Source organism: Enterococcus sp. AZ080 (assembly GCF_051714945.1).
Lineage (GTDB): Bacteria > Bacillota > Bacilli > Lactobacillales > Enterococcaceae > Enterococcus_B > Enterococcus_B pernyi.
Window position 1 is genome coordinate 2,200,989 of sequence record NZ_JBIOSV010000001.1, and the last position, 22,762, is coordinate 2,223,750.

Annotated in this window: 18 protein-coding genes and 2 other annotated features; of the genes, 1 reads left to right on the top strand and 17 read right to left on the bottom strand. The window is 39.4% G+C overall.

Annotated elements, in window-relative coordinates; all coding sequences use genetic code 11:
• Positions 1-92: 92 nt before the first annotated feature.
• Positions 93-1,193, bottom strand: a complete 1,101-nt coding sequence (locus IGK01_RS10425) for a glycerate kinase family protein (protein WP_010734733.1) — start codon at positions 1,191-1,193, stop codon at positions 93-95.
• 59 nt (positions 1,194-1,252) lie between these two features.
• The gene (locus tag IGK01_RS10430; RefSeq protein WP_010734732.1) at positions 1,253-2,143 is read right to left on the bottom strand and encodes a hypothetical protein; all 891 of its coding nucleotides are present in this window, start codon (positions 2,141-2,143) and stop codon (positions 1,253-1,255) included.
• Between the two features lie 295 nt (positions 2,144-2,438).
• Between IGK01_RS10430 and IGK01_RS10435 the strand changes: the two genes are divergently transcribed.
• Positions 2,439-3,803, top strand: coding sequence for an amino acid permease (locus tag IGK01_RS10435; protein WP_010734731.1), 1,365 nt, complete (start codon positions 2,439-2,441; stop codon positions 3,801-3,803).
• Between the two features lie 280 nt (positions 3,804-4,083).
• Here IGK01_RS10435 and nhaC read toward each other — a convergent pair whose 3' ends face one another.
• The 15 genes from nhaC to IGK01_RS10510 all read right to left on the bottom strand — a co-directional run bounded on the left by nhaC (position 4,084) and on the right by IGK01_RS10510 (position 22,177).
• Entirely contained in the window at positions 4,084-5,496 is a 1,413-nt protein-coding gene (nhaC, locus tag IGK01_RS10440; RefSeq protein WP_169058938.1) for a Na+/H+ antiporter NhaC, read from the bottom strand.
• A 409-nt stretch (positions 5,497-5,905) separates the two neighbouring features.
• Entirely contained in the window at positions 5,906-7,111 is a 1,206-nt protein-coding gene (locus tag IGK01_RS10445) for a M20 family metallopeptidase (RefSeq protein ID WP_010734729.1), read from the bottom strand.
• Positions 7,112-7,134: 23 nt separating this feature from the next.
• Positions 7,135-7,974: a MetQ/NlpA family ABC transporter substrate-binding protein gene (locus tag IGK01_RS10450; RefSeq protein WP_137072702.1), complete on the bottom strand. Its 840-nt coding sequence runs from the start codon at positions 7,972-7,974 to the stop codon at positions 7,135-7,137.
• Positions 7,975-7,989: 15 nt separating this feature from the next.
• Positions 7,990-8,670, bottom strand: coding sequence for a methionine ABC transporter permease (locus IGK01_RS10455; RefSeq protein WP_023520129.1), 681 nt, complete (start codon positions 8,668-8,670; stop codon positions 7,990-7,992).
• 1 nt (position 8,671) lies between these two features.
• Entirely contained in the window at positions 8,672-9,745 is a 1,074-nt protein-coding gene (locus tag IGK01_RS10460; RefSeq protein ID WP_010734726.1) for a methionine ABC transporter ATP-binding protein, read from the bottom strand.
• A 63-nt stretch (positions 9,746-9,808) separates the two neighbouring features.
• Positions 9,809-10,048: a binding site (T-box leader), on the bottom strand.
• A 37-nt stretch (positions 10,049-10,085) separates the two neighbouring features.
• Positions 10,086-10,320 (bottom strand) — a binding site (T-box leader).
• A gap of 123 nt (positions 10,321-10,443) precedes the next feature.
• Positions 10,444-11,118, bottom strand: coding sequence for an HAD family hydrolase (locus tag IGK01_RS10465; RefSeq protein ID WP_010734725.1), 675 nt, complete (start codon positions 11,116-11,118; stop codon positions 10,444-10,446).
• 114 nt (positions 11,119-11,232) lie between these two features.
• Positions 11,233-11,541: a hypothetical protein gene (locus IGK01_RS10470; RefSeq protein WP_375152445.1), complete on the bottom strand. Its 309-nt coding sequence runs from the start codon at positions 11,539-11,541 to the stop codon at positions 11,233-11,235.
• A 5-nt stretch (positions 11,542-11,546) separates the two neighbouring features.
• The gene (locus IGK01_RS10475; RefSeq protein ID WP_438840732.1) at positions 11,547-12,704 is read right to left on the bottom strand and encodes a helix-turn-helix domain-containing protein; all 1,158 of its coding nucleotides are present in this window, start codon (positions 12,702-12,704) and stop codon (positions 11,547-11,549) included.
• A complete protein-coding gene (locus IGK01_RS10480) occupies positions 12,682-13,245 on the bottom strand; it encodes a hypothetical protein (RefSeq protein WP_409173548.1) in 564 nt (187 codons plus the stop codon). The genes IGK01_RS10475 and IGK01_RS10480 overlap by 23 nt, the downstream gene beginning before the upstream one ends.
• A 121-nt stretch (positions 13,246-13,366) precedes the next feature.
• Entirely contained in the window at positions 13,367-14,458 is a 1,092-nt protein-coding gene (locus IGK01_RS10485; RefSeq protein WP_438840733.1) for a DUF916 and DUF3324 domain-containing protein, read from the bottom strand.
• A 155-nt stretch (positions 14,459-14,613) separates the two neighbouring features.
• Positions 14,614-15,351 carry a WxL domain-containing protein gene (locus tag IGK01_RS10490; protein ID WP_010734721.1) on the bottom strand — a complete coding sequence of 246 codons (738 nt, stop codon included), beginning with the start codon at positions 15,349-15,351 and terminating at the stop codon, positions 14,614-14,616.
• A 17-nt stretch (positions 15,352-15,368) separates the two neighbouring features.
• Positions 15,369-16,157 (bottom strand): WxL domain-containing protein, encoded by a 789-nt coding sequence (locus IGK01_RS10495; RefSeq protein WP_438748468.1) that lies wholly within the window; start codon positions 16,155-16,157, stop codon positions 15,369-15,371.
• 38 nt (positions 16,158-16,195) lie between these two features.
• The gene (locus tag IGK01_RS10500; RefSeq protein ID WP_077151925.1) at positions 16,196-16,921 is read right to left on the bottom strand and encodes a WxL domain-containing protein; all 726 of its coding nucleotides are present in this window, start codon (positions 16,919-16,921) and stop codon (positions 16,196-16,198) included.
• Positions 16,918-17,301: an LPXTG cell wall anchor domain-containing protein gene (locus tag IGK01_RS10505; protein WP_349521434.1), complete on the bottom strand. Its 384-nt coding sequence runs from the start codon at positions 17,299-17,301 to the stop codon at positions 16,918-16,920. The genes IGK01_RS10500 and IGK01_RS10505 overlap by 4 nt, the downstream gene beginning before the upstream one ends.
• A 31-nt stretch (positions 17,302-17,332) precedes the next feature.
• Entirely contained in the window at positions 17,333-22,177 is a 4,845-nt protein-coding gene (locus IGK01_RS10510; RefSeq protein WP_438840734.1) for a hypothetical protein, read from the bottom strand.
• Positions 22,178-22,762: the final 585 nt, after the last annotated feature.

Genomic DNA, 22,762 nt, shown 5'->3' on the forward strand with positions numbered 1-22,762 from the left:
AATTGACTTACTTTTTCAATGCGCGGATCCCTCACTTTGTCTTTATTTGCCACTAGGTTACCATAGGTGTTTTAAGACTGTCAACCAATAAATTATTGAAACAAGCCACTGATTGCCTGTGAAAGCAGTCTGACGTTCTCTAGTGTTTCTTGATGATCCAATGCCTTATCAAGAGAAGTTGGGCCAGTTTGGATACTAAATACACTAGGAAGGATCGTCGTTAATTCACCTAAATCTTTTTCCCGACTCCCACAGAACGCTACAACTTTTTTGTTGTGTTTTTTTGCCAAAGAAGCTACACCATAAGGCACTTTCCCATGAATTGTCTGTTGATCGATCCGTCCTTCTCCTGTAATCACGATATCGGCTGATTTGATTTTATCTTCTAAGTCTACTAACTCAGAGACAGTCATAAAACCTGCTTTCATCGTAGCCCCGACAATGGCTAGAGCGCCTCCGATTCCACCCGCTGCGCCACTGCCAGCGAGTTTATTCAAATCAATTGCTGTGCTTTCTTTGATTTGTTCAACGATCTTTTCTGCTTGGGCTTCCAAATATGCTAGAGTTTCTGGTGAACCACCTTTTTGTTTCCCAAATAGTTGAGTCGCACCCTGTTTGCCAGTGTAAGGACTCGTAACGTCCGCTGCGATCGTTAATCGTTGCTCGATTCGCTCTAATTGAGAGACGTCGATTGTCTCGATGGATAACAAAGGATTCCCTTCTGTAACGCCATTTAGTTTCGCCCCTAATGACTGCAATAAACCCAAGCCTCCATCAGAACAACCGCTACCACCTAATGTTACGATAACTTCGTCTACTTGCTGATCCAAAGCATCTTTGATCAACTCTCCTAAACCAAAACTTGAAGCTAACCGGATCGTTTGATCTGTCGGTTCGGTCAACAAGTCCAATCCAATGACTTCCGTCGATTCAATGATGGCTAACTTACGGTTCTTTTTTTGTGTCAGTAAATAACGACATGCTTTTTCCCGAAAGAGCAAATCTGGACAAAAAAGTGTTCGCCATTCCCCACCTAAAGTAGCGTAAATCACTTCAGCAGTTCCTTCGCCACCATCTGCGATAGGTTGATTGACTGTTTGTTCCGCCTCCCCCCAGCCTTGCAATGCTGCTTGGTTGAGTTCAATAGACGATGCGCTACCTTTAAACGAATCGATTGCTGCAAGTAATTTCATTCTGAGACTCCTTTTTCTGCGATGATTGAACAACGTGTTTTTCTTTAACTATATCATATCTAACGTGCTTCAATACCGCTATATTCATAGATAGAAAATACTTCAGGATCATAATCGATAAACCGCTGTGACCAATTTTCTACATCAAAAAATTCGATGATCTCACGATCGACGGTTTGATAAGGGCTATCTAAGAAGGCAGGAAGTTCATCCAAATTCCTTTCTTCCAACAAGAAAATATTTTGTGGATTGTAGAAACGATACCCGGAAATCGCTTTGTTATCAGTGACTAATTTTTTTTGGAAGAAAATAGATTCAAATGTTCGTAAAGTCACACCACTTTGACCTTCTCGCAACAATTCCAAAATACCGGTCGAACCATTCGTCTTTTGTAAATATTCTGTATAGGTCAGATACCCTTCTTGATCATTTCCACGACTTGGTAAAATATAAAAGTTTGTTGAAATACCTAACTGTTCAAATGCGGCTTGATAATCATCTGCTCGTTGTTTTCTGCCGTTATCAGTTGCTCCAAAGAACAGATCAGTCGTGACTTCAGCTTTTGGTAATTCCATCTCTTTTGAATAAAAAGAACTATTGTGTTTAATCCCTAACTCTTTTGCTTCTAAAATATCAAAATGGTAAATATCATCAATTGCTGGTTCTGCTTCTGCTTTCTTCAATAATTGAAGGTGTTCTTCTTTAAAATGGTTCCAAAAGAAGAGGATGATCTTCGCATTTGTGTACGGTCGAATACGAGAAGCAAATGCCACATCAAATCCATAATCTAAAAAAATAATTAGTTTATATTGATCGAGTTGCTGTTGGAACGATGACATAAAGAAATCATCCATCAAATCTTTTGCTGAGATGACGTCCATTGTTTGTACGTATGGGAAAAAATATAACGCCTTATTTTTCGCTATAAGCAATCGTTCGTGTTGGCTCATAGTTATCAACTCCTTATTTTTACTTACTCAAAACAATCCTATTAATTATGGGTTTCCTCTTATAATAGCCCTGCATGAAAGGAAAAAGCGAATGAAACGCTTTCGTTTCAAGTTATTTTTTATAGAAATATAACAATAATTATCAAAACAGATAAGAGTTCTATGATTGTTTCATTAAAAATTACAAAAAAGTTTTCAGAATAGTTGTAATTGTCAGACAATTTGTTATTATAGAGAATATTATTTTATAACCTATTTGTTTTTTCATTCATGTTTTTAGAAAAGAGGGTTTTTGATGGAAAGTACAGAACAAACAAAATTAAAAAAACAGCTAAGCTCCAGACACATCACGATGCTTGCTTTGGGTGGTGCAATTGGTGCTGGTTTATTCAAAGGAAGTGGTGAAGCCATTGGGATCGCTGGTCCTGCGGTCTTGCTTGCTTTTTTGATCGGTGGTGGTATTTTATTTATTGTTATGAGTGGTCTGGGTAAGTTAGTTTTAGACGGTGGGGATACACAACATGGATTATCTGGCTTGATTCGCCCTTATTTAGGTAATCATTCTGCGGATTTCGTCGACTGGGTCTATTATTCCATGTGGATGATCAATATCATCGCTGAGGCTGTAGCAGCAGCTTCCTTCTTACAATTATGGTTTCCGCATGTTCCTGCATGGTGTTTCATCTTACTTTTAGCTATTTTAACGACTCTGATCAATCTTTATTCTGTCCGCTTGTTTGCTGAAACCGAATATTGGTTGGCTTTTGCGAAGATCAGTGTCATTATCTTGATGATTCTTTTCGGGTTATATCTCGTCGGACAACAAATGTTAGGAACTGGAATTTTTCCTACATTAAGTCAATTGACTGATCACGGTGGCTTTACTCCCCATGGATTAAAAGGGGTCGTTAGTTCATTACTTGTCGTTATCTATTCATATGGTGGGTCAGAATTGATTGCAATTACTGTCAGTGAAGCGGACGATCCTAAAAAAGCCATACCAAAAGCGATAAAAGGGGTCATGGGCCGAATTGTTTCCTTCTATATTATTCCGCTTTTCTTATTGCTGATTCTTTTCCCTTGGAATACTTTAGCTGGTTCTGCGGTTAGCCCGTTCGTCTTGGTGTTTGAACAGATGAATATCCCTTTTGCTAGTGATATCGTGAACTTCGTCATTGTCTTGGCACTCTTTTCATCGATCAATTCTGGCGTTTATGCTTCTTCTCGTCTCTTGTTTTTCCGTTTGAAAGACAAAAAAGGCACCGCCAAGAAACTGGCAAAGTTGAACAAACATTATGTGCCACAACGTGCTGTATTATTTTGTACCAGCGTGCTATATCTAGGGGTCATCCTTTCCTATTTCGTAGGTGACAAACTTTTCGGTTACTTAGCCGGTTCTCTTTCTTATACGGTACTCGTGATTTGGCTAATGATCAGCGCTGCCGCTTTTCGTTTAGCATTGAAGAAAGGCACTTGGCAAGCCAAAAGTTTTAATTTATTTGCTTTGATCGCGTTAAGCTTGATCTTGATTGGGATACTCATGACAAATTCAATTGGTGTAACGGTCTTGACAGCTTTATTATATGCGGTGATTTTCTTTAGCTATCAAAAGAAAAAAGATGTCTTTACGATAAAAAATGAGCCTTTTTCTTCGATATGATTGATGGTAAAGATAGATAACTAAAACTTCCCCATGAACCAGCTAGAAAATACGAGATCACTTGATGGATCTTTGAGCTTTCTAGCTGGTTTTTATTAATCTTTTTAGAGAACTTTGAGCCTGAATGAACCATTCGTCCAAAAAGATCCCCCTCGTTTTTTTGCAACGACACTTGAACAGATGTTGTTTCACTTCATCGATACGTTCACTTGATAAGTCAATCCATTGATTATCCAAAAAAAAATAGCCCCCCGCTGATTGGGTGACTATTTTTTTGAGTTTATATCGTTTCCTTCACAACGTTCAATTGTTCCTGCTTTTCATTATTTTTTGCAATACCTAAACCAGTAATGGCACTGACCATTGAAAAGACGGGAGAAAGCAAACTGAAAAATACGAATGGTAAGTAGGTCATCGTTGGTATTCCAAACGTGCTGGCAACAAAACTACCGGCAATCCCCCAAGGAATAAGGTAATTGATGACTGTCCCTCCATCTTCTAAGGTACGACTCAAAACAGTTGGATCAAGTCCTGCTTTTTTGTATGTTTCTTTGAACGCATTTCCTGGTAAGATCACAGATAAGAACTGTTCACCGATAAACAGATTGACACCAATACTTGTCATTAGTGTCGTAAAAATCAGTTTAGGTATCGTCGTCATTTTCTTCGATACCACTTCCATAACTGTAGAGATCAACTCAAATTCGATCAATAAACCGCCTAATGAAAGCGTCAGAATAATCAAGGAAACTGTAGGCATCATACTTTCGATCCCACCGCGGCTAAGTAACGCATCGATTTGCGTGTTTCCTGTTTCAGATAGAAAACCAGATTCGAGGACTGTCGCTAGTCCTGAGAAGGAAGTGCTTGGATCTTGGATAAAAATCATTCCAACTGCTACGGCAATATTCAACAGGATCGTTAAGATCGCTGGAACTTTTTTCCAAGCACAAACCAACATCAAGAATAAAGGGATTAGAGACCAGATCGAAATCGTAAAGTTGTTTTCTAAAATAGTTGTTACATTTTGGATTTCTGTCAAGCTGGCACCTTTATCTGTATGTCCTAAAAATGCAAACAAAATCAAAGAAACAATAAATGCCGGAAGTGTTGACCACATCATATGTTTGATATGTTTAAATAGATCCGCATCAACAATGGCTGCTGCCAGATTTGTCGATTCAGATAATGGCGACATCTTATCTCCAAAAACTGCCCCAGAAACAATAGCACCGACAACTAATGCGGGGTTCAATCCCAACGTTGTGCCGATACCGAAAAAGGCGATACCGATGGTTGACATGACAGTAAAGGCACTACCGACTGCACTGCCGACAATGGCACACACAACAAAAACTGAAGGCACAAACCATGGGACACTAATGATGTTAAAGCCATAGACCATCAACGTTGGAATGATGCCAGCTTGGATCCAGACCGCAATCAATGCGCCGACTAAAATAAAGATAAAGATCGGGATGATCCCCGGTTTGAGACCGTTGATGATTCCTTCATGTAATCGATCGGTTGGCTGTTTCTTCACTACTGCGTAGACCATGACCATACCAATAGCAATCAAAATCGCGATATTCGGTGAAATCTTAAAGCCAACTACTCCGGCTGCTATCGTTGCAACGATAATTATTAATACACTCACTGCTTCTATAAAACTAGGTTTTTTTATTTTTTCCATATCCATTCTCCTTTTTTAAGTTTGTTACGTCTTAAAAAAGCTTCGATATCGAATGACTCCGCCACAATTCATCTGCGTTTCCTCCCTAAAAAAAAGACAAAAAGATCTGTTTTCAACTAAGGACGAATTTCTCCGCGGTACCACCTTAATTAAAAACAGATCTGTTTTTCACTTTGATTTGAATGATTTAATTGTTAAAACTTTTCCTGTAATTCATAGAATTGGCTTGGTCGGTTCGCAGCAACCACCGACTTTCTGAACAAAACACCAAAACTACTACTGGGTGAAAAGTGAACTTTCATGAAGTTTACCTGCATCTGTCCAATTTGTCAATCTAAATGTATTTTTTCTGAAAACAAATGTTTTGATTCATAACGATCTAGTCCTTTCACCCATCCATCATTTTCCGTTATTTTTTTGCAAGGATTGCTTGATGCTCCTGCTTTATTTTATCTAGAAGTTCTGGCTTTCCAAATAGATCTAATGCAGTATTTGCCAATAGTTCAGCAGCAATGGCAATCGAAGCTAGTCCTTTTTCACTACGAGCAGCTGCTTTAAATTCTTCCGAATGACCGGCGATATATTCATCAGCAATCGAGACGGTTGGTTGGATCGTCGGAATCACATGGCTCACGTTACCAACGTCAGAAGAACCTAGACTTGTTTGTTCTTTTGTTTCGATTTCTTCATCAGGTACACCTGCTGCATTCGCATGACTGAAGAACAGCGCATCAAATGAAGGCGTCACGATCACATCATCGACAGAATTTTGGAACAATCCAAATTCATAACTTGTTCCCGTACTCAAAGCCGCCCCTTTCACGATATTTTCGACTTTTTGATACACCTCATTCAATGTCTGACGATTTTTTGCTCGTAAGTAGAATCGACCTGCTGCGTATTCGGGAATCACATTCGCAGCGACTCCCCCATCCGTGATGATCCCATGGATATTGACGTCTTTTGGCAGTTGCAGGCGCAACGCATTGATTCCATTAAACACTTGAATCAACGCTTCTAAGGCATTCACTCCTTTATCTGGTGCGGCAGCTGCATGGGAAGCAACACCATGGAACTTGATGTCCACCGGGTCATTCGCTAATGATTCTGTCGTTTTGCCGTAACGATATGCGGGATGGACACAAAGTGCCGCATCCACATCTTCAAAGAAGCCTTCCCGTACAAAACTTCCTTTAGCTGATCCGTTTTCGCCTCCCTCTTCTCCAGGTGTGCCATATACCCGAATCTCTCCACCAATCTCAGCAATTCGTTCGCGCAAGACACTGGCAGCTAAGACAGAATACGTACCAAACAAGTTGTGTCCACAAGCATGACCGATTCCTGGTAAAGCGTCAAATTCTGCTAAAAAAGCAATCGTTGGTCCTGGTTTTCCTGAAGCGTAACGAGCATCAAATCCTGTTCGATGACCAGCAACATCTTTTGTGACAGAAAATCCTTCTTTTTCTAATTGTTTGATCAAAGCATCTGAGGAATAAAACTCATAATTACTTACCTCAGGATGGTCATGGATATCTAGTGCTAATGCTTGATATTCAGCTAATCGTTGCTGGATTGCTTCCTTAAAAGAATGTGTTGTTAAAGTAGATGTTGTCATATTGGCTTCCTCCAGTTTGCTTTTTATTTTTCACCAAATGTTTCCCAGGCAGGTACGCTTGATCCTTTTGATGTTTCTTCGATCACTTTTGCTGTTTCTTCCGTTTGATAGGTGTCAACGATCTTTTGATAGATTTCGTTATTTTCATCTTCTTTTCTTGCTACAATGATGTTGACATATGGTCTGGCACTGTCATCGACAGGTTCTAAAAAGATAGCATCACTCGTTGGGTTCAATCCTGCATCGACTGCCACACCACTGTTAATCACTGAAAGATCCACGTCATTCAATGCACGAGCTGTTTGTGAGGCATCCAGTTCAGAGATGTCTAGTTTTTTTGTATTTTCAGTGATATCTGAAGTAGTCGGCGTTTGGCCTTTCGCTGGATCAACTTTGATCAAACCAGCTGTTTGTAGCAATAGCAACGCCCGTCCGCCATTTGTGACGTCGTTTGGAATAGCTACTTTTGCGCCATCCTTGATATCATCAATGGATTGGATCGTATTGGAATAGATCCCTAAAGGTGCATTCACTGTGTTGCCGATCGAGACTAGATCCGTTCCGTGTTCCGTATTGTAATTGTCTAAAAAGAATTGATGTTGAAAAGCATTGAGATCGATCGAGCCATCTGCTAATGCAGCATTCGGTTGATTATAGTCGGTAAATTTCACGTATTCTAAGTCAATATCTTCTTTTGCTAAACGTGCCTTGACATCATCCCAAACGTCAGTGTCCTCTCCAATAATCCCAAGTTTTACTGTCGTTTGTTTTTTTGTGTCTGTTTCGGCATTGCCTTGGCTACAGCCAGCCAACCAAATAAGTGCAACAAAAGCAAGTACTGTATAACGAATGAGTTTTTTCATGATGATTCCTCCAGTTTAATGTGATATTTTTTTGATCAATAAATTGCTGATCCATTGACTTAAGAAAACAAGGATCAAGATCAACAAAGTGGCGACGATAGTCACGTCTGTTTGAAAACGATTATACCCACGAGAAATAGCTAGGTTTCCTAATCCTCCTGCCCCAACTGCTCCTGCCATAGCAGTCAAGCCAATGACATTGATGATCGTCAATGCAGAGACACGAATGATCCCTGGCAAGCCTTCGATCAAATAGACTCTAAAAACGATCCCTATTGGACTGGTTCCCATAGATTCGGCTGCTTCAATCACTCCAGGATCTACTTCTAACAACGCATTTTCCACTTGTCGAGCGAAAAATGGCACAACACCAAAGATCAAAGGGACTAAAGCAGCTTTCGCGCCGATCGTAGTACCGACTAAAAAGCGAGTCGTCAATGCCAGTAAAGAAAGTAAAATGATAAAGGGAATCGAGCGGACAACATTGATGACCTTGTCTAGCACCTCATAAAGCAAGCGATTTTCAAGCAATCCTTGGGGCCGTGTCACAACCAATACGATCCCAAAACCAAGACCGATCGCACCTCCGATCAACGCGGTCCAAAAAGACATATACAACGTTTGTTTCGTCGCTTCAATAAATTCATCGGGTATCAAATAGACATTAGGTAAATAGGTTTCTAAGAAATGGGTCATATCAGCGTCCTCCTTGAATCACTTTCATTTCCTTACTTGCGCCATTTTTTTGTAAAATCGTTGCTTGTACACCGGATTCAATAAGATAAGCCAAGGCTTTTTCTCGTTGATGGATCTCTCCTGATAAAGTAACGATCAATCGTCCTAATGGGGTTTCTTGTAATAGTTCTACATTGCCGTATAAAATATTCGCACTGACTTGGTATTTGCTATAAAGTTGTGCGATCAACGGTTCATTCGTTTGTGTGCCCACATAACTCAATTCCACTAACCATTTATTGGTCAACTGATCTGCAAAAGCACGATGCGAGCGAATCGTTTCTAATGCTTGGTCAACGTGGGTGGCTGTTCGGATAAACTCTTGCGTCAAAACTTCTTTTGGTGCACTGAAAATCTGAACGCTACTTCCCTGTTCGATCACTTCCCCGTTTTCCATCACAGCTACTTTGTTGCAGATTTCTTTAACGACTTGCATCTCATGTGTGATCAAAACGATTGTCAATCCTAATTGCTGATTCAGTTTTTTCAATAAAGCTAAAATCTGATGGGTCGTTTTTGGATCTAAGGCACTCGTTGCCTCATCACAAAGTAATACTTGCGGATCACTGGCTAATGCACGAGCGATAGCAACTCTTTGCTTTTGTCCTCCTGAAAGTTGTTTTGGATACGCAGTAGCTTTTTCTTCTAACCCGACTAATGTTAAAAGCTCATTAACTTTTTGACGACGCTCCTGTTTCGATTTTTTCGTATATTTCAACGAGAAATCGACGTTGTCAAAAATCGTGCGACTTTCCATTAGGTGAAAATGTTGAAAAATCATCCCGATCGATTTTCGTTCTTTTCGTAATTCTTTCGGGGATAGTTTTCCTAGCTCTGTTCCATTGATGATGACTTTGCCACTTGTTGGTTTTTGTAACAGGTTCATGACACGAACCAGCGTACTTTTCCCAGCACCTGAATAACCTACGATTCCGTAAACATCCCCTTTAGCAATCGAAAGATCCACCTGTTTCACTGCCTGGATCGTCTTTTCTTTTTGTTGGAAAGAAACATTTATTGCTTGTAATTCAATCATTTTTACTCCTCCTTCGGTTTGACGATAAAAAAAGGCATCCTCAAGAAAATGACTCATCACTTTCTTGAGGACGCCTTTTTGCGTGTTACCACCTCATGTTCAAGTTACACTTACATGTAACTCCTCTTCGAGTACAATCATACTCTAGCAAGCTAACGGTTGCGACCGTCACCGTCTCACAATTTTGCTCGGGGTGAATTGCTCAATAGCCATTTTCCAAACATGCCGCCTTGCTTCTTCTCAGCTACCGAAGCTCTCTGTTAAAGGTTTTTGTATTTGTACTTACTATTTCAACGCAAAAAATATAAAAAAAATCCTTTTATCAGCATAAATCTACTGATAAAAGGACGACGTATCGTGGTACCACCTTTATTCGGAAGTTTCCTTCCCTCGATCCAACATCTCTTGACGAGAGATTGGTTGTCCGTTTTAACGGTCAGACATTTCCGAACTTGCCTACTTATCGACAAGTTATTCTCCAAGGCCATTTTTCAACTTTTCTTACTTGACTCTTTCCACCAACCAGAGCCTCTCTTTGAAGTTTCCAAGTTTACTTTCCTTATCAACGAATCCATATTTTGTTGTTGAGAACACTTTATCTAAGTGAAAACAAAAAGTCAAGCAAGAAATTTAAAAAAATATGCACTCAGTCGATTGATCAATAAAAAAATCGTTGGTGGCACTGGATTTCCAGCCGTTTATTTTTTTCCTTTTTGTTTTTCTAACATCTCCAACACGATCAAAAGATCGGTACCTTCTGCTAAGATCGATAAATCTGCTTTTTCTCTTTCGGTATAAGCCCGATCAAAGCTTGAATCTGGAATCAAAACAACACCCATTCCTGCTCGTGATGCGGCGGTCGCACCAACCAAAGAATCTTCCACTGCAAAGGCTTCTGACGCTGTCAATCCCGACCGCTCTAGCGCAGTTAGATAAGGAATTGGTGAAGGTTTATTTTCAGACACTTCATCCCCAAAGGTATATGTATGAAAATAAGGCTTCAAAGAAAATTGATCCAAAATATTGTTTGCTCGTTTTGTTACCGTCGTCGTTGCGAGACCAAGAATGAGTTTTTGGTCATTCAATTCTTTCAATACTTCTTTTGCATGAGGTTTTAATTGGATAGCGCCACTATGCAGTTGTTGATAAAAATATTCTTCTCGTTTTTCGCGAACCTTTTGTACCATTTCCGGTGTTCCCGCCATTTTGATCAACAAATCATAGCTTTGTTTCCAATTTTTTCCACCCCATGTATCAACGATTTCTTGAGGTATTTCGATATCAAATTGCTTGAATCCCCATAGCCAACCGTCACGATAAGTTCTTTCTGTATCAACTAATAGTCCATCTAAGTCAAATATTGCACCCTTCATATCCACTGATCCTTTCAAAAAAACAATATCTGTAGTGTATCATGTTTTTTCATTCAAACCAATGGGATCTCAAGCATTTTTGTTATGAGTGGTAATTACACTCACCCTCCGTACTCAATTATTCGGATTCATTTTAGTTATTTTATTTCTACGAATCTTTAATAATTGATTCGTAAAATTTGCCCAATCGACTGCCCTTGGAGGAACTAACCAAATGATTTGGAACAAGTCTCCAAAAGAACAGATTTCTTTATCTGTCAAAAGTAGATCTGTTTCATCATCTGCCTTCGTTTGGTAGATGATATTCAAGTCAGAGATTTTCTGGATATTATTTTTGATCAACGCATTAAATTGTGGTCCAAAGGAAAAATCAATGCAAATACGGAGCGGTTTCAATTGTTGATCGATGGGTAATATATCCATCATCACTAACACATAATGAAAAAATAAAAATTCTTTTGCGAGCCAAATTTGCTTGTTCTTTTTTTGTTTTTTGATGTAATCTCTGCAAAACAAAAAATATTCTGGATACATTTCATAAAATAAGTGACATCCAGGTTGTTATTGTCATCAATATTTTCTTCTTTGAAATATTTGACCTTCAAATGCAAGACCGTCAGCTGTCTTCTGATTTCTTTTAGCTGATTCTCTGAGAGAATAAATGCTTGTCCAAGTTCTTCAAGAAATAAGTCATTCAAGGCAAGTATTTCCTTTAGTGTCACTCCCTCAATAAGTTCCGGCTCATTGATTGCGCCTTCGACAACAAGATAAGCAAAAATCTGTTGCGCTTCGCTATATAGCTCTTTTTCCGTATCGATCTTTGCCTCTTTTTCAAGCCAAGAAAATATGCTTCGAAAGAAATCATTAGTTTCTAACATTTTTTTATTGAATGTCAATTGACTTTTTTTATTCTCGGACATTCGCCAACCTTGCTTTATTCGAATCAAGCTGACTGAAAGAAAATGTTGGAGTTTTGTTTCACTAAAACCTGTAAAAGAAGCAGCGAATTTCGGTTCAAGCAACCGAATCAATTCTTCCACTGGTTTCGTGATCTCTGTTGGATAAACCGAATAAGCCCGTCCGTATAATTTGGTGAAATAAATCGTCACCAATCCACGTACAGAGCCTTCTTCCCCACTTAGTAAGAATTCTTTTGTGACTGTAAGTTCTTTGTCTGCTAATCTCGTACGCATGTCTTTCAGCTTTTGGTAGACGAGGGGATGACTGATATAATTCTTGATCGCATAGTCATTGACAGATTCGAACGTTTCAAAAAATATTTCTTGTAACATCAAAAAACCAAAGGAATGGCGGACATACATTTCACCTAAAATTGTCGAATTCCCTCGACCACTCTCAATCAGTCGGACGTTATTTCCTTCGAAAAACAGTTGAAATTCATCCGTTAGCCCATAGTCCACAAAATCATGTGACAATTCTTCCATTGACTTATTCAGCAGAAAATAAGAGATATCCAATTCTTCCAGCACTTTTTCATGATTTTCAATTAAAAGTGGCTTTGTTTCCAAATAACGTAGCAACTCTAACTTTCGTTGCGCTGGCTTATCTAAAAATAGTTTGAACATTTTGATTTCCTCTACCTTCTGGTTTTTCTCCATAGAGTATCGTAACTGAAAATAAGTAGCTCATTACTGCCATCTGACTATTATCTGAACTAGCAGAACCAGAACCACTCGATTGTGGCAACATCACTTGGCTATGAGAGTGATCATCAGAAAAAAATTGATCATCTAAGGTTATTTTACGTGATGTACTAGCAATCTGGCTAATAATATCGCCCTGGTTATCTAATAATTTTGTTTTGTTTGGTCGCTTTTTTTTAGGAATTGAAGAATCTTGATACGGTAATTCGGCTGGTGGTTGTTCTTCAACTTTCTGCTTTTCGTTATTTATAATTGCAGTATCTTGTGATTGTTCGGTGTGTTCAACCTCTGCTTCTTTCTCATCCGTTACAGGCCGTTGGGGAGTAACTGGTTGAATTTGGATTTCTTCTGTTGGATTCAACGGATCATAAATGATCGTTTCTGCATATATATAGTTGGAAGATTCAAAATAGACTGCCGCGAACAAAAGTGTTCCTAATATGGCGATTTTTTGTCTTTTCACTTTTCTCCCCCTTTTTTGATTAGACATTTTAAGTAAGTGAAACCATTCGTTTCCAAGTAAAAATTGTCTGACTGATCTTATTTATTTGATCAGTCAGACGTTTTTTTATCAGGGATTGATATTATTTATTTTCAGATTCGTCTTCATCTTTTTGTTTTTTTCTTTTCCAAAAAATAAATAGAAGTAAAAGAATCAATAATAATAGGATACCGAATAATAGATAGATCCAAGTATTGTCTTGTTCGATCGTCACATCTTTTTCGTTTAATTCCCTAGCAACTTCGCCTTTGATTTCAAAGTCTTTTTCAAATTCCCATTTATATTTATAGGTTTCCTCAGAGCCATTAGAAGTTTTGACTTTGTATTCTCCATCTTCAGCTTTTTCGCCGTAAGCAGTCATCTTCATCGTATACTTCCCTGCTTCCAACTTTTCACCATTTAAAGAAATGGGGTAAGCAAAGTGAGAATTTGGCGCCACTTGCATACTTTCGGCTTGGCTTTCGTACAGCACTTCAGCTGATCCTTTTTTCGTGATCGTTGTTGCTACATTCAATTGATTCAAGTAAACCGCTTGAGGGTTTTGCAAATGTACATTGATCACATTTCTCGCATTGACTTGTGCGGGTTCCACTTTCGTTGCTTTGAGATCAGGCTTGATCGCTGTCATATTTTGACGGATCAATAATGCAACTACGTAAGAGTACTCATTTTTGATGGCTAATCCTTTATCTTCGGAAGAAGAGTCCTGAGTGTCATCCGTTTTTTCTTTAAAAGTGATCCCGCCTGCCATGACACCATCAAATTTTTCTGCTGGCATCGTGACTGTGATTGGCACTGTCACTTCCGAATGTTTTGGTAACGTCACTTCTGGCTCTGCTTTCGCATAATCTTTTAAATTGTAAACCAAACTATTATCGGGTTCAATTTTATTTTCACCATACTCCACCACACCATTCAAATTAGTTGTTGCACTGTTGATCGTGGTTTCGATCGTGATGTCGTTGTCTGTGTCATTGCGTAATTGGACTTCGATTGTTTGTTGTTTGTCAGGTTCCATCAATAGATCGAAATATGTTTTTTCTTTATCGATTTGATTTTCAGGAATCACTGGGGTAACCGCAAAATTAAATTCTGATGCAAAAGTTGATTGGACTGGAACCATACTTAGCATGGCAACAATGAGGCTGACAATAAGGATAAATCTTTTTTTCATAATATTTTTAACTCCCTGATAAATTAGATGTTGGCGAGGCTATGACAGAAGCGTTCTATCCCTTCAAAGGTAACTAATATCACTGCGTTGCACCAATTTTTTTGAGGTCAAGACAAAAAGTTCTTTCATTTTTGCCTTGACCAGATTGTATTCGATTAGTTTCCTGGCGCATCTGTTAACGTCCAAGTGAACGTTGTTTGATAAGCTTTTGCGTATTTTGTCGTTGAACCTGGTACTTCTAGTGCAATACTATTTTTCGCGGTATCCACTGAATTTCCCCAATCCATCAAATACGTTCCAGCACCTTCACCATTTTTCGCACTCATCACTAATGATTCACTACCACTTGGATCTAAGCTGAAAGTTGCAACGCCTGTTGGTTTTGCTGATTGTGAACCAGTCACGACATTACCATTTGATAATGTGATTTTTGCACCTGTCAATTCTTGGTCTTCCGCTGTTTTGAATTGTGCATTTTGTTTTACTTTCAATGTCCAACCTGTTTCAGTTCCGCGGTTGTCAGATACTTGAACAAAGTTTGGTCCTTCTTTTTCAACATCACTTGCATCTTTATATTTTTGTGCTGCAGCATAGTATGTTTGCGTTTTAGACGTGATTTTTTGTTCACCGAAGACTAGACTTGAAGCAAAGTCGATCGACAATGGTCCATTTGTACCTGGATTTGGCTTACCATCAGGATTTGTTGGATCAACTGGCGTCACTGGTTGTTCTGGATCAAGTGGATCAACTGGATCAGTCGTCTCTGTATTTGGCACATAATTGATGACACCATTTGAAGTATACTCTCCACCATCAGCTGCTGCTACGCTAACTGTGCTAAATACTCCGCCTAATAACATTGTTGATAATAAGATCATTGGTGATTTTTTCATTTTTATTTTCTCCATTCTTAATTTCCTGGTGTATCAGATAGATTCCAAGTTAATGTTGTTGAGTACGTGACTGCATCTTTCGGCGTTTTACCCGGGATGGTCAATGAAACACTTTTTGTAACCATTGAGGATACGTCTTTATTTTTTGGGTCTTTCATTGTGATTGTCTCCACTTTATCCCCCCACGCTTCGATCCACGTGCCAGAACCTGCATCTTGTCCTGCACTTAGAACAATCGATTCTGCACCGTTTGGATCTAAGGCGATTTCAGTGGTCGCAGTCGGTGCAGCCACACCCTCTGCATTTGATTTGACTACCGGATCTTGCAATTCGATTACCGCGCCAGTCAACGTGTTGTTTAATGTGTCATCGTTCTTAAATTGACCGTTTTGACATACTTTCAATGTCCAACCAGCATTATTTCCTCGGTGATCAGACACTTGGACATAATCTGGTGTGACTAGATCCGAAAATGTGCCATCGTCATTTACATAAGTCTGTGCTTTGGCATAATAGGTTTCTGTTTTATTCGATATCTTATTCATGCCGAAATCAAAACTTGAAGCAAAGTCGATCGATAGTGGTCCTTTTGTACCTGGTTCTGGGTCGGTTCCATCTGGATTAGTTGGATGAACCGGTTTGTCTGGATCAGGGTCGATTGGATTGACTGGATCGGTTGGTTCCGTATCAGGTATAAAATTGACCGTACCGTTACTTGTATACTTTGCTTGATCGACTGCTTGGACGGTAACCGTAACTCCTGTCAAAAGACTAATGATCATTAAACCACTTACTGTTTTTTTCATACGATCCCCCAAAGTGATTCATTTTCTGCCTTTTTCTTTTATGGTGCTGGAGTAGATTTAAGGCTCCATGTCAATGTGGTGCTATACTCTTTCGCTAATTTGACCGTTTTACCTGGTACGTTAAGTTTTACAGCAGTTTCGCCTTGTGTGGCATCCGTACCAAATTTGTAGATCCAAGTTCCCATGCCTTTACCCGCGTCAGCAGTCATCAAGACTGATTCGCTTCCAGGAGTCAATGTGTTTTGTGTTACTAGATCTGGTTTGTATTGATCATCCATGATCGATGCACTTGCACCGTTACTTAAGGATAGTACTGCACCAGATAACTCTTCATCAGCAGCAGTTTTGAATTGACTGTCTTGCTTGACAGATAAGCTCCATCCTTCTTGTGTTCCACGTTTGTCTGTTACTTGGACGTAGTTTGGTCCGTCTGTTCCATCTTTGAATGTTTGGATCTGTGCATAGTAGTCTTTTGTGACAGTAGTGATTTTTTGTTTCCCAAATTGGAAGCTTGAAGCAAAATCAATTGATAATGGTCCGTTCGTCCCTGGATTTGGTCCATTTGGATCAGTTGGATCTACTGGTTCTACCGGACTTGTTGGATCAGTTGGATCAACCGGGTTTGTTGGATCGGTATCTGCTTCAAATGCGATCACTCCATTTGTCTCATAGCTTGCAGTTTCATCCGCAGCAAATACTGTGCTTGTTCCTACTAGTGTACTAAATAAAATAATTCCAGCTGTTAACAACGTTGTCTTTTTCATTTTTCTCTTCTTCTCCTTTTTATAACAATAATTATCAATACGATCAAAAGAAGGAAACTTCCAATAATCGTAAATTGTTTACTTCTGTATTCTCCAGTTTTTGGTAACTGTTTGCTATCCCCTTGTATCGCCTCTTGCTGTTCCACAGTTGCTCCATTTTTTTCAGAGGACGTTTGATCCTCTTGAGTAGAGCTGGGGGAAGTTGGCTCACCCACCCCTTCTTTGGAACTGCTACTTCCTGCTTCAGGATATTCATAGGTGCCATAAAATCCTGTAACACCCTCACTTTTGAACGATTGCTCTTCATCGGCTAGACCAATTGGCGTTTGAGTAAAAAGAAGTCCTAACAACACAAGGATCTTCCACCTTTTTTTCTTCATCTTTCCCACCTATTCTCTATCGTCGTGTTTTCTATGGGTTACCAGGTGCTGCAACCAATGACCATGATAATGTTCCTTGATAACTTCCGACTTTTTGTTTTTCCGGAGGAACAGTTAACTTGATTCCTTTGTTGTTCGTTTGTCCCCACTCTTGATTGACAAGATATTCACCATTTGTCGTCAGTGTCTTCTCTTCCACGATCACTGCATTGGGGCCGAGTACGGTATTCTTTGTACCGTCTGTAAATGAAAGTGTATTAGAAAGTTGGGTTGTCCCCGAAGTCAAAGGTTGTTTTTCAGTGACTGTCAATTGCCAACTATCCCGTTCAGAACCTCTTGTATCTTTCACGATCAAATCACCTTCGATCAATGGCCAATACGTTTGAGTCGTTGTCTTAACTTTTTGTGTCTCGAAATTCATCGTATTTGGTACTTCTTTAAGCTCTAATGTCCCTGTAATTGCTACATTGATTGTTTTTTCAGTTGTTATTCCATTTAGTTGATAGCTATACGTCGTTGAAACATTTTTTAAAACTTCCGCTTCTGTCGCATTCTTGATTGCTGAAAACGTTGCGTCTGTCAACGTTGGTACTTGATTCGCACTGCCATCGGCTAAGATCACTTGTGCCAGTGTTCGTTGATTCAACTCTTGTTGAGACGTCAACCCATTGGCATCAGATAAACTCATCCGAACATCTTTTGCATAGACTGCAAAACTGCGATCCGTCGAAATCGTTGCTTCATTTTTTACAACAATCAAGTTTGCTTGTTGTTCCTTTTCATTCCCTGTCGTACCGACTTTGTAATCAATGACATGTTTTCTGGAAACTTCATCTGCAGCTAGTGGTTGCTTGATCTCGTCCATCACATCAGCAGTGATCGAATCCGTAAAGAATGGACGTCCCTTCGCCTCCATCAATGTTAAAATCGATTGTTTATCGACTAAATCTTGTGCTTCTTTTTCAGAAATGATCACATTTTTAGCAGAAAGCTCAGCTGCATTCGAATACTTCACTTTGACTTCATAACTGTATTCGCTATCTGGCGATTGCCAATCGATCGTTGAAGAATCCTTTTGTTCAGCAATCGTTGTCGGGGTATCTCCTTTTTTTGAACTGATGATTTCTGCTTGGTACAACCATGAACCAGTTGTTTGTGTTTCTGGTTCAAAGCTTAATTTTGGTGTGATACCTTTTCCTGATGGAATCACCAAGCGTCCTTTTTGAACTTTTGTACCTGCAGTTTCTGTTCCCCATGCATTCAGGACTAATGGCGCATTTCCTTCTTTCACTTCACTGACGTCATGAAAAATACTTCCTTTGCCTTGAGCGATCCCAGGATTTTCTACTTCATAATCGATAACTGAACCAGGTATGGCGATACCATAACCACTACCGGATTTTGAGACATCGTTATCTCCGATGAAGCTTTTCCCAGTTGCTTTTTCAGTTCCTCTGAAATTCAAAGGTGTTAGCTTTGTTGCATTGGCAATCGTTGGATTGATTGTCAAAACTTGATAGGCTTTATTTGCACCGAACCATGTACCGGTACTATCTACTTGCGTTGCTGAATCTCCAGTAGTTGACTTGATCCAGACTAATTCATCTTTTGCAGGATCAGGAAACTCGACATCTGAAATATTGACTTTTCCTGTTCCAGGAATCGTTTCTAAAGTGGCTTCATCCTCTATAGTTAACTTAGCTGCTGAAATTAAGTTACTAGAAGTTGAAACGCCGATCCCAGCATTTTTTGACAGATGGATGTCCCCAAATGAATGATAGGTTGTTGCATGATTGGCAGCAGTCGCAGATAAACCATTTTTGATATTTCCGCCATTTGCCATTAATTTCAATCCGTTTGTTACATTTAATTCGGTGAAATTGACGATGCCTAGTCCAGTAAGATTGATTGGATCAGTTTGATAGTTGTTTGTACCATCGACAGTCTCACCAAAATTGAACACGACTTTGTTTGTACTAGCACTAGCGATCGTATTCGTAAAGTTATCACTCGCTGAACCACCGGATAAACCGTTGATGCTGACCGCTCCTTGAACATTAGCAGTAACATTACGCAAAATTTTCCCACTGCTGATATTGGAATACTGTGTAGCATACAGATTACCAATACTAGAACCCTCCGCTTGGATATTCATCTGGATCGAGCCATTTTTGGTGTACGCAGCATTACTACCACCATCCCCATAAATGCTCGCACCATTTAATGAATCCACACCTGGTTTGGTAAAGATATTCAACGTAATCGTATTGTCTGCAGATGTCCCCAAATTCGTGTTTTGTCCATATGGTCGTCCACCTGTGATATACGTATTACCTGGCAACTTGAATTCACCGTCATAGTTTCGTAAATCGATGAGTAAACTAGCATTTCCAAGTAGTGACCCATAGTTTGTGATACCACCAGAAAAGCCGTTAGAACCAGTTCGTGGAGTACCAGAGAAGTTCCCACCATAGATGCGATTATCTGAATTTCCAGTGACAGTATGTCCACCACTTGCGCCATAGGATGCACCCATTGAAGCATTAATGACGCCTTCATAAACGGTCACTCCTACGTTTCCGACAATTTTTTTGTCATCCCATCCGCCACCAGATAGGAACCAGTCTACTTGACCATCATTGACGATGGTTTGTCCGTTACCATACACACGTGTACCTGCATAGCCTGTACCTTCTAACGTATCAGCGATTCCACCATTTAATATGTTTGAGCTATTTCCTTCAATAACCCCTGAATAAGAACCACCATAAGTCCATCGCGCTACAGTATTATTTAATACTGTTTGTGTATCTCCTTTAATATAGATGTCCCATGTATCATTTGAAGCAGGATAACCACCTCCACCTACAACGTCCCAATCAGAAGCTTCCCCACGATTTTTCTTCGTGGTCGAATAGGCTAAATCGGTTGGCATTGATCCGGAATAGGCAAAGCCAGCTCCGCCGATTGAACCATCTGCATTAGCCGTTCCAACTTCAATCGTTGTGTTACCTTCGATGTAGCCACCGCGACCTGCTGCTGTTGTCCAAATTGCACCATTATTGAATGAACCACTGACTAATTTTGAGGTGATGTTACCGAAGACTTTGAACTCTGCTGCAGCTTTGGCTAAATCCGCTCTTTGTTGTGGTGTATACGCATCATAGGTTGTTTCATTTGATGCCCCAATCCCACTTTTATTGAATTTAACCACGTTATTGCCGGCGCCCCCATTGAAGTCATTGATTCCACCGGCAGATGGGGTTCCTGCTTTGACCGTATTCGTGATATTCCCAGTGACCGTACCGGTATAACGATTGCCGCCTTCAAATTCTGCCCGTCCAGCACTGTATAAACTACTATCCAAATTTGTTTCGATTCCGTCAGTTGAACGATTGGTTCCGATATTTCCTCGAGAGGACCCACCGATGAATCGTTCCCCTGCGCCGTACCAACGACCATAACCTGAAATGTTATTGGTTACTTTTCCACCAATATTCCCGTAGATGACACCACCATAAAAGGTACTTAATTGAAACCCTGTTGCACTATTTGTAATCCCGATAGTTGTAGATACAGTGCCCGTAACATTTGCTGTATTGGTCGCACTGGTTCCATTTCCACCACCGTACAAATTCGTGATTCGTCCACCCGCATTATTGATAATCGTAGAGACGTTTCCATCAACGGTACCAATATTAGCTCCTCCTGCTAATGTATTGATTCCCCCATTATTCGTATTGTTGATAACGATACTCGTATTCCCTTTCAGCGTGCCGCCATTTTGATTACCACCAAAGATATTCCATGTATAAGAACCTGTCGTATTGATGGTGATTACCGGATTCCCTACGACATCTCCTGAATTGGTTCCACCATAGATTGAAATACTATTACCGTTTGCTCCCCCATTCAAATTCAAGCTGTGTCCATTCATATAGAAGTAAGAGCCGGTATAGCTAATATTTCGTAAAGTAATCGTTGAACCAAAGTAAGCGTTCGCAGTAAAAGCAAGTGTTTTTGCACCAGATGGTACCGTTAAATCTTGTGTGATTGGATCATCTGAATGGCCAGTGATCACTAGTTTATTTACTTTATCTTTTAATGAGGCAAACGTAGCATTAGTTGCATCGACCGTACTTGGAATATTGTTAGCGACTGTTGCAGCTGTTAATGTGACGTTTGATCCAATATACATGACGTAATCTTGCATATTGCCCGCATGATACAAATCATTTAATGCCGCTTTTACTCCGGCATCTGATGCAGCATATGTCTGGTAAGCTTGCGTGCTATCTGTGGGATTTGGTACAACAAGTACTTTCGTCTTATCCGCGGTAGCAATCGTATCTTTGATCGAAGCATCTGTACTTCTCAAAGAGCGGAACGCCTGTTGTTTAAATACTGCTTTTAGTTGTAGATCCTTCGTCACTGTTAATTGGCTGATTTCTTCATTCGTATAGAGTTTGCCTTCAACTTCCCAACCGTTCAATGGTTGATCATCCGCAAAACTCGGAATATCATTACTTGCTAATTTTTCGTTTTCCTTCACTGTCAGTTCTTTAACTTCCGCTCCTGATTCGAATAAATGAGTGCTATCTGTCATAAAAGTTAAAGTAAAGTGTTTTTCTTCAGTCGTCGATTCTTGTGTCTGCGCCTCTGACTGTTTCACCTCCTCTTTTACTGATTCTGTTGTCTGTGTGACTGTCTCTTCACTTTGCATGGTTTGATCAATCGACTCTTCTGTTTGAGTTGTGGGTGATAGAGTGACTGAGTCATTTTCAGCATCCACTGCCTGCACGACGGTTGACAATGGAGAAGTTATTCCTGAAAAAAGAAGCATTGCGGCAACACACATAACAATATTTTTTTTCATCTTATCTTCCCTTCTGCTTCATACAACAAAATTAACTTATTGATAATTATTATTGCTTGCTTGATTCTTTTTGTATTGTATAATGTTAAATCCAGTTATTTTTAAAAAAAATTTCTTTATTACTGAAAAACGATTATTTTTTTTCAGAGCATTTTATTTGACTTTAAAAAATAACAAGCGATTTCAAAAAAATCAATTGAAAGTAAAAAAGCTGTTATATCAACGTTAATCATGTGTCGCTAATTCGCTTTATCACCCATTTTCTGCTTATTTAATTTTCTACCATGAAAAACGAATGAAATTTTCATGAATTATATTATAGTAAAGAACCAGTCATTTTTTTAAACGGCTATTTTTCCGAGTGCGTTTTGTTGTTTTTTTATTTCGAGTTTTGCATTATAATCTTATTTTTTTGTTTATACTCATCGAATGACCATGCGTAATCCCTTCAAAAATGAATACATTCTATTCCCAAACACCATTTTTCATAAATAAGCCATCATTCATAAAAATTTGTAAAATACAATTTTTCATGAATGATGGCTTATTTGTTTGAACACTTATGTTCCGACCTTAAAGGATCAA

What these genes read in the sequence shown, in the direction of transcription:
- IGK01_RS10450 (WP_137072702.1), bottom strand. Translation starts at nt 7,974, where the DNA reads ATGAAAAAACTCATTCGTTATACAGTACTTGCTTTTGTTGCACTTATT.
- IGK01_RS10465 (WP_010734725.1), bottom strand. Translation starts at nt 11,118, where the DNA reads ATGAAGGGTGCAATATTTGACTTAGATGGACTATTAGTTGATACAGAA.
- IGK01_RS10510 (WP_438840734.1), bottom strand. Translation starts at nt 22,177, where the DNA reads ATGAAAAAAAATATTGTTATGTGTGTTGCCGCAATGCTTCTTTTTTCA.
- IGK01_RS10460 (WP_010734726.1), bottom strand. Translation starts at nt 9,745, where the DNA reads ATGATTGAATTACAAGCAATAAATGTTTCTTTCCAACAAAAAGAAAAG.
- IGK01_RS10470 (WP_375152445.1), bottom strand. Translation starts at nt 11,541, where the DNA reads ATGGATATATTACCCATCGATCAACAATTGAAACCGCTCCGTATTTGC.
- IGK01_RS10455 (WP_023520129.1), bottom strand. Translation starts at nt 8,670, where the DNA reads ATGACCCATTTCTTAGAAACCTATTTACCTAATGTCTATTTGATACCC.
- IGK01_RS10505 (WP_349521434.1), bottom strand. Translation starts at nt 17,301, where the DNA reads ATGAAGAAAAAAAGGTGGAAGATCCTTGTGTTGTTAGGACTTCTTTTT.
- IGK01_RS10430 (WP_010734732.1), bottom strand. Translation starts at nt 2,143, where the DNA reads ATGAGCCAACACGAACGATTGCTTATAGCGAAAAATAAGGCGTTATAT.
- IGK01_RS10495 (WP_438748468.1), bottom strand. Translation starts at nt 16,157, where the DNA reads ATGAAAAAAACAGTAAGTGGTTTAATGATCATTAGTCTTTTGACAGGA.
- IGK01_RS10485 (WP_438840733.1), bottom strand. Translation starts at nt 14,458, where the DNA reads ATGAAAAAAAGATTTATCCTTATTGTCAGCCTCATTGTTGCCATGCTA.
- IGK01_RS10500 (WP_077151925.1), bottom strand. Translation starts at nt 16,921, where the DNA reads ATGAAAAAGACAACGTTGTTAACAGCTGGAATTATTTTATTTAGTACA.
- IGK01_RS10435 (WP_010734731.1), top strand. Translation starts at nt 2,439, where the DNA reads ATGGAAAGTACAGAACAAACAAAATTAAAAAAACAGCTAAGCTCCAGA.
- nhaC (WP_169058938.1), bottom strand. Translation starts at nt 5,496, where the DNA reads ATGGAAAAAATAAAAAAACCTAGTTTTATAGAAGCAGTGAGTGTATTA.
- IGK01_RS10445 (WP_010734729.1), bottom strand. Translation starts at nt 7,111, where the DNA reads ATGACAACATCTACTTTAACAACACATTCTTTTAAGGAAGCAATCCAG.
- IGK01_RS10475 (WP_438840732.1), bottom strand. Translation starts at nt 12,704, where the DNA reads ATGTTCAAACTATTTTTAGATAAGCCAGCGCAACGAAAGTTAGAGTTG.
- IGK01_RS10425 (WP_010734733.1), bottom strand. Translation starts at nt 1,193, where the DNA reads ATGAAATTACTTGCAGCAATCGATTCGTTTAAAGGTAGCGCATCGTCT.
- IGK01_RS10490 (WP_010734721.1), bottom strand. Translation starts at nt 15,351, where the DNA reads ATGAAAAAATCACCAATGATCTTATTATCAACAATGTTATTAGGCGGA.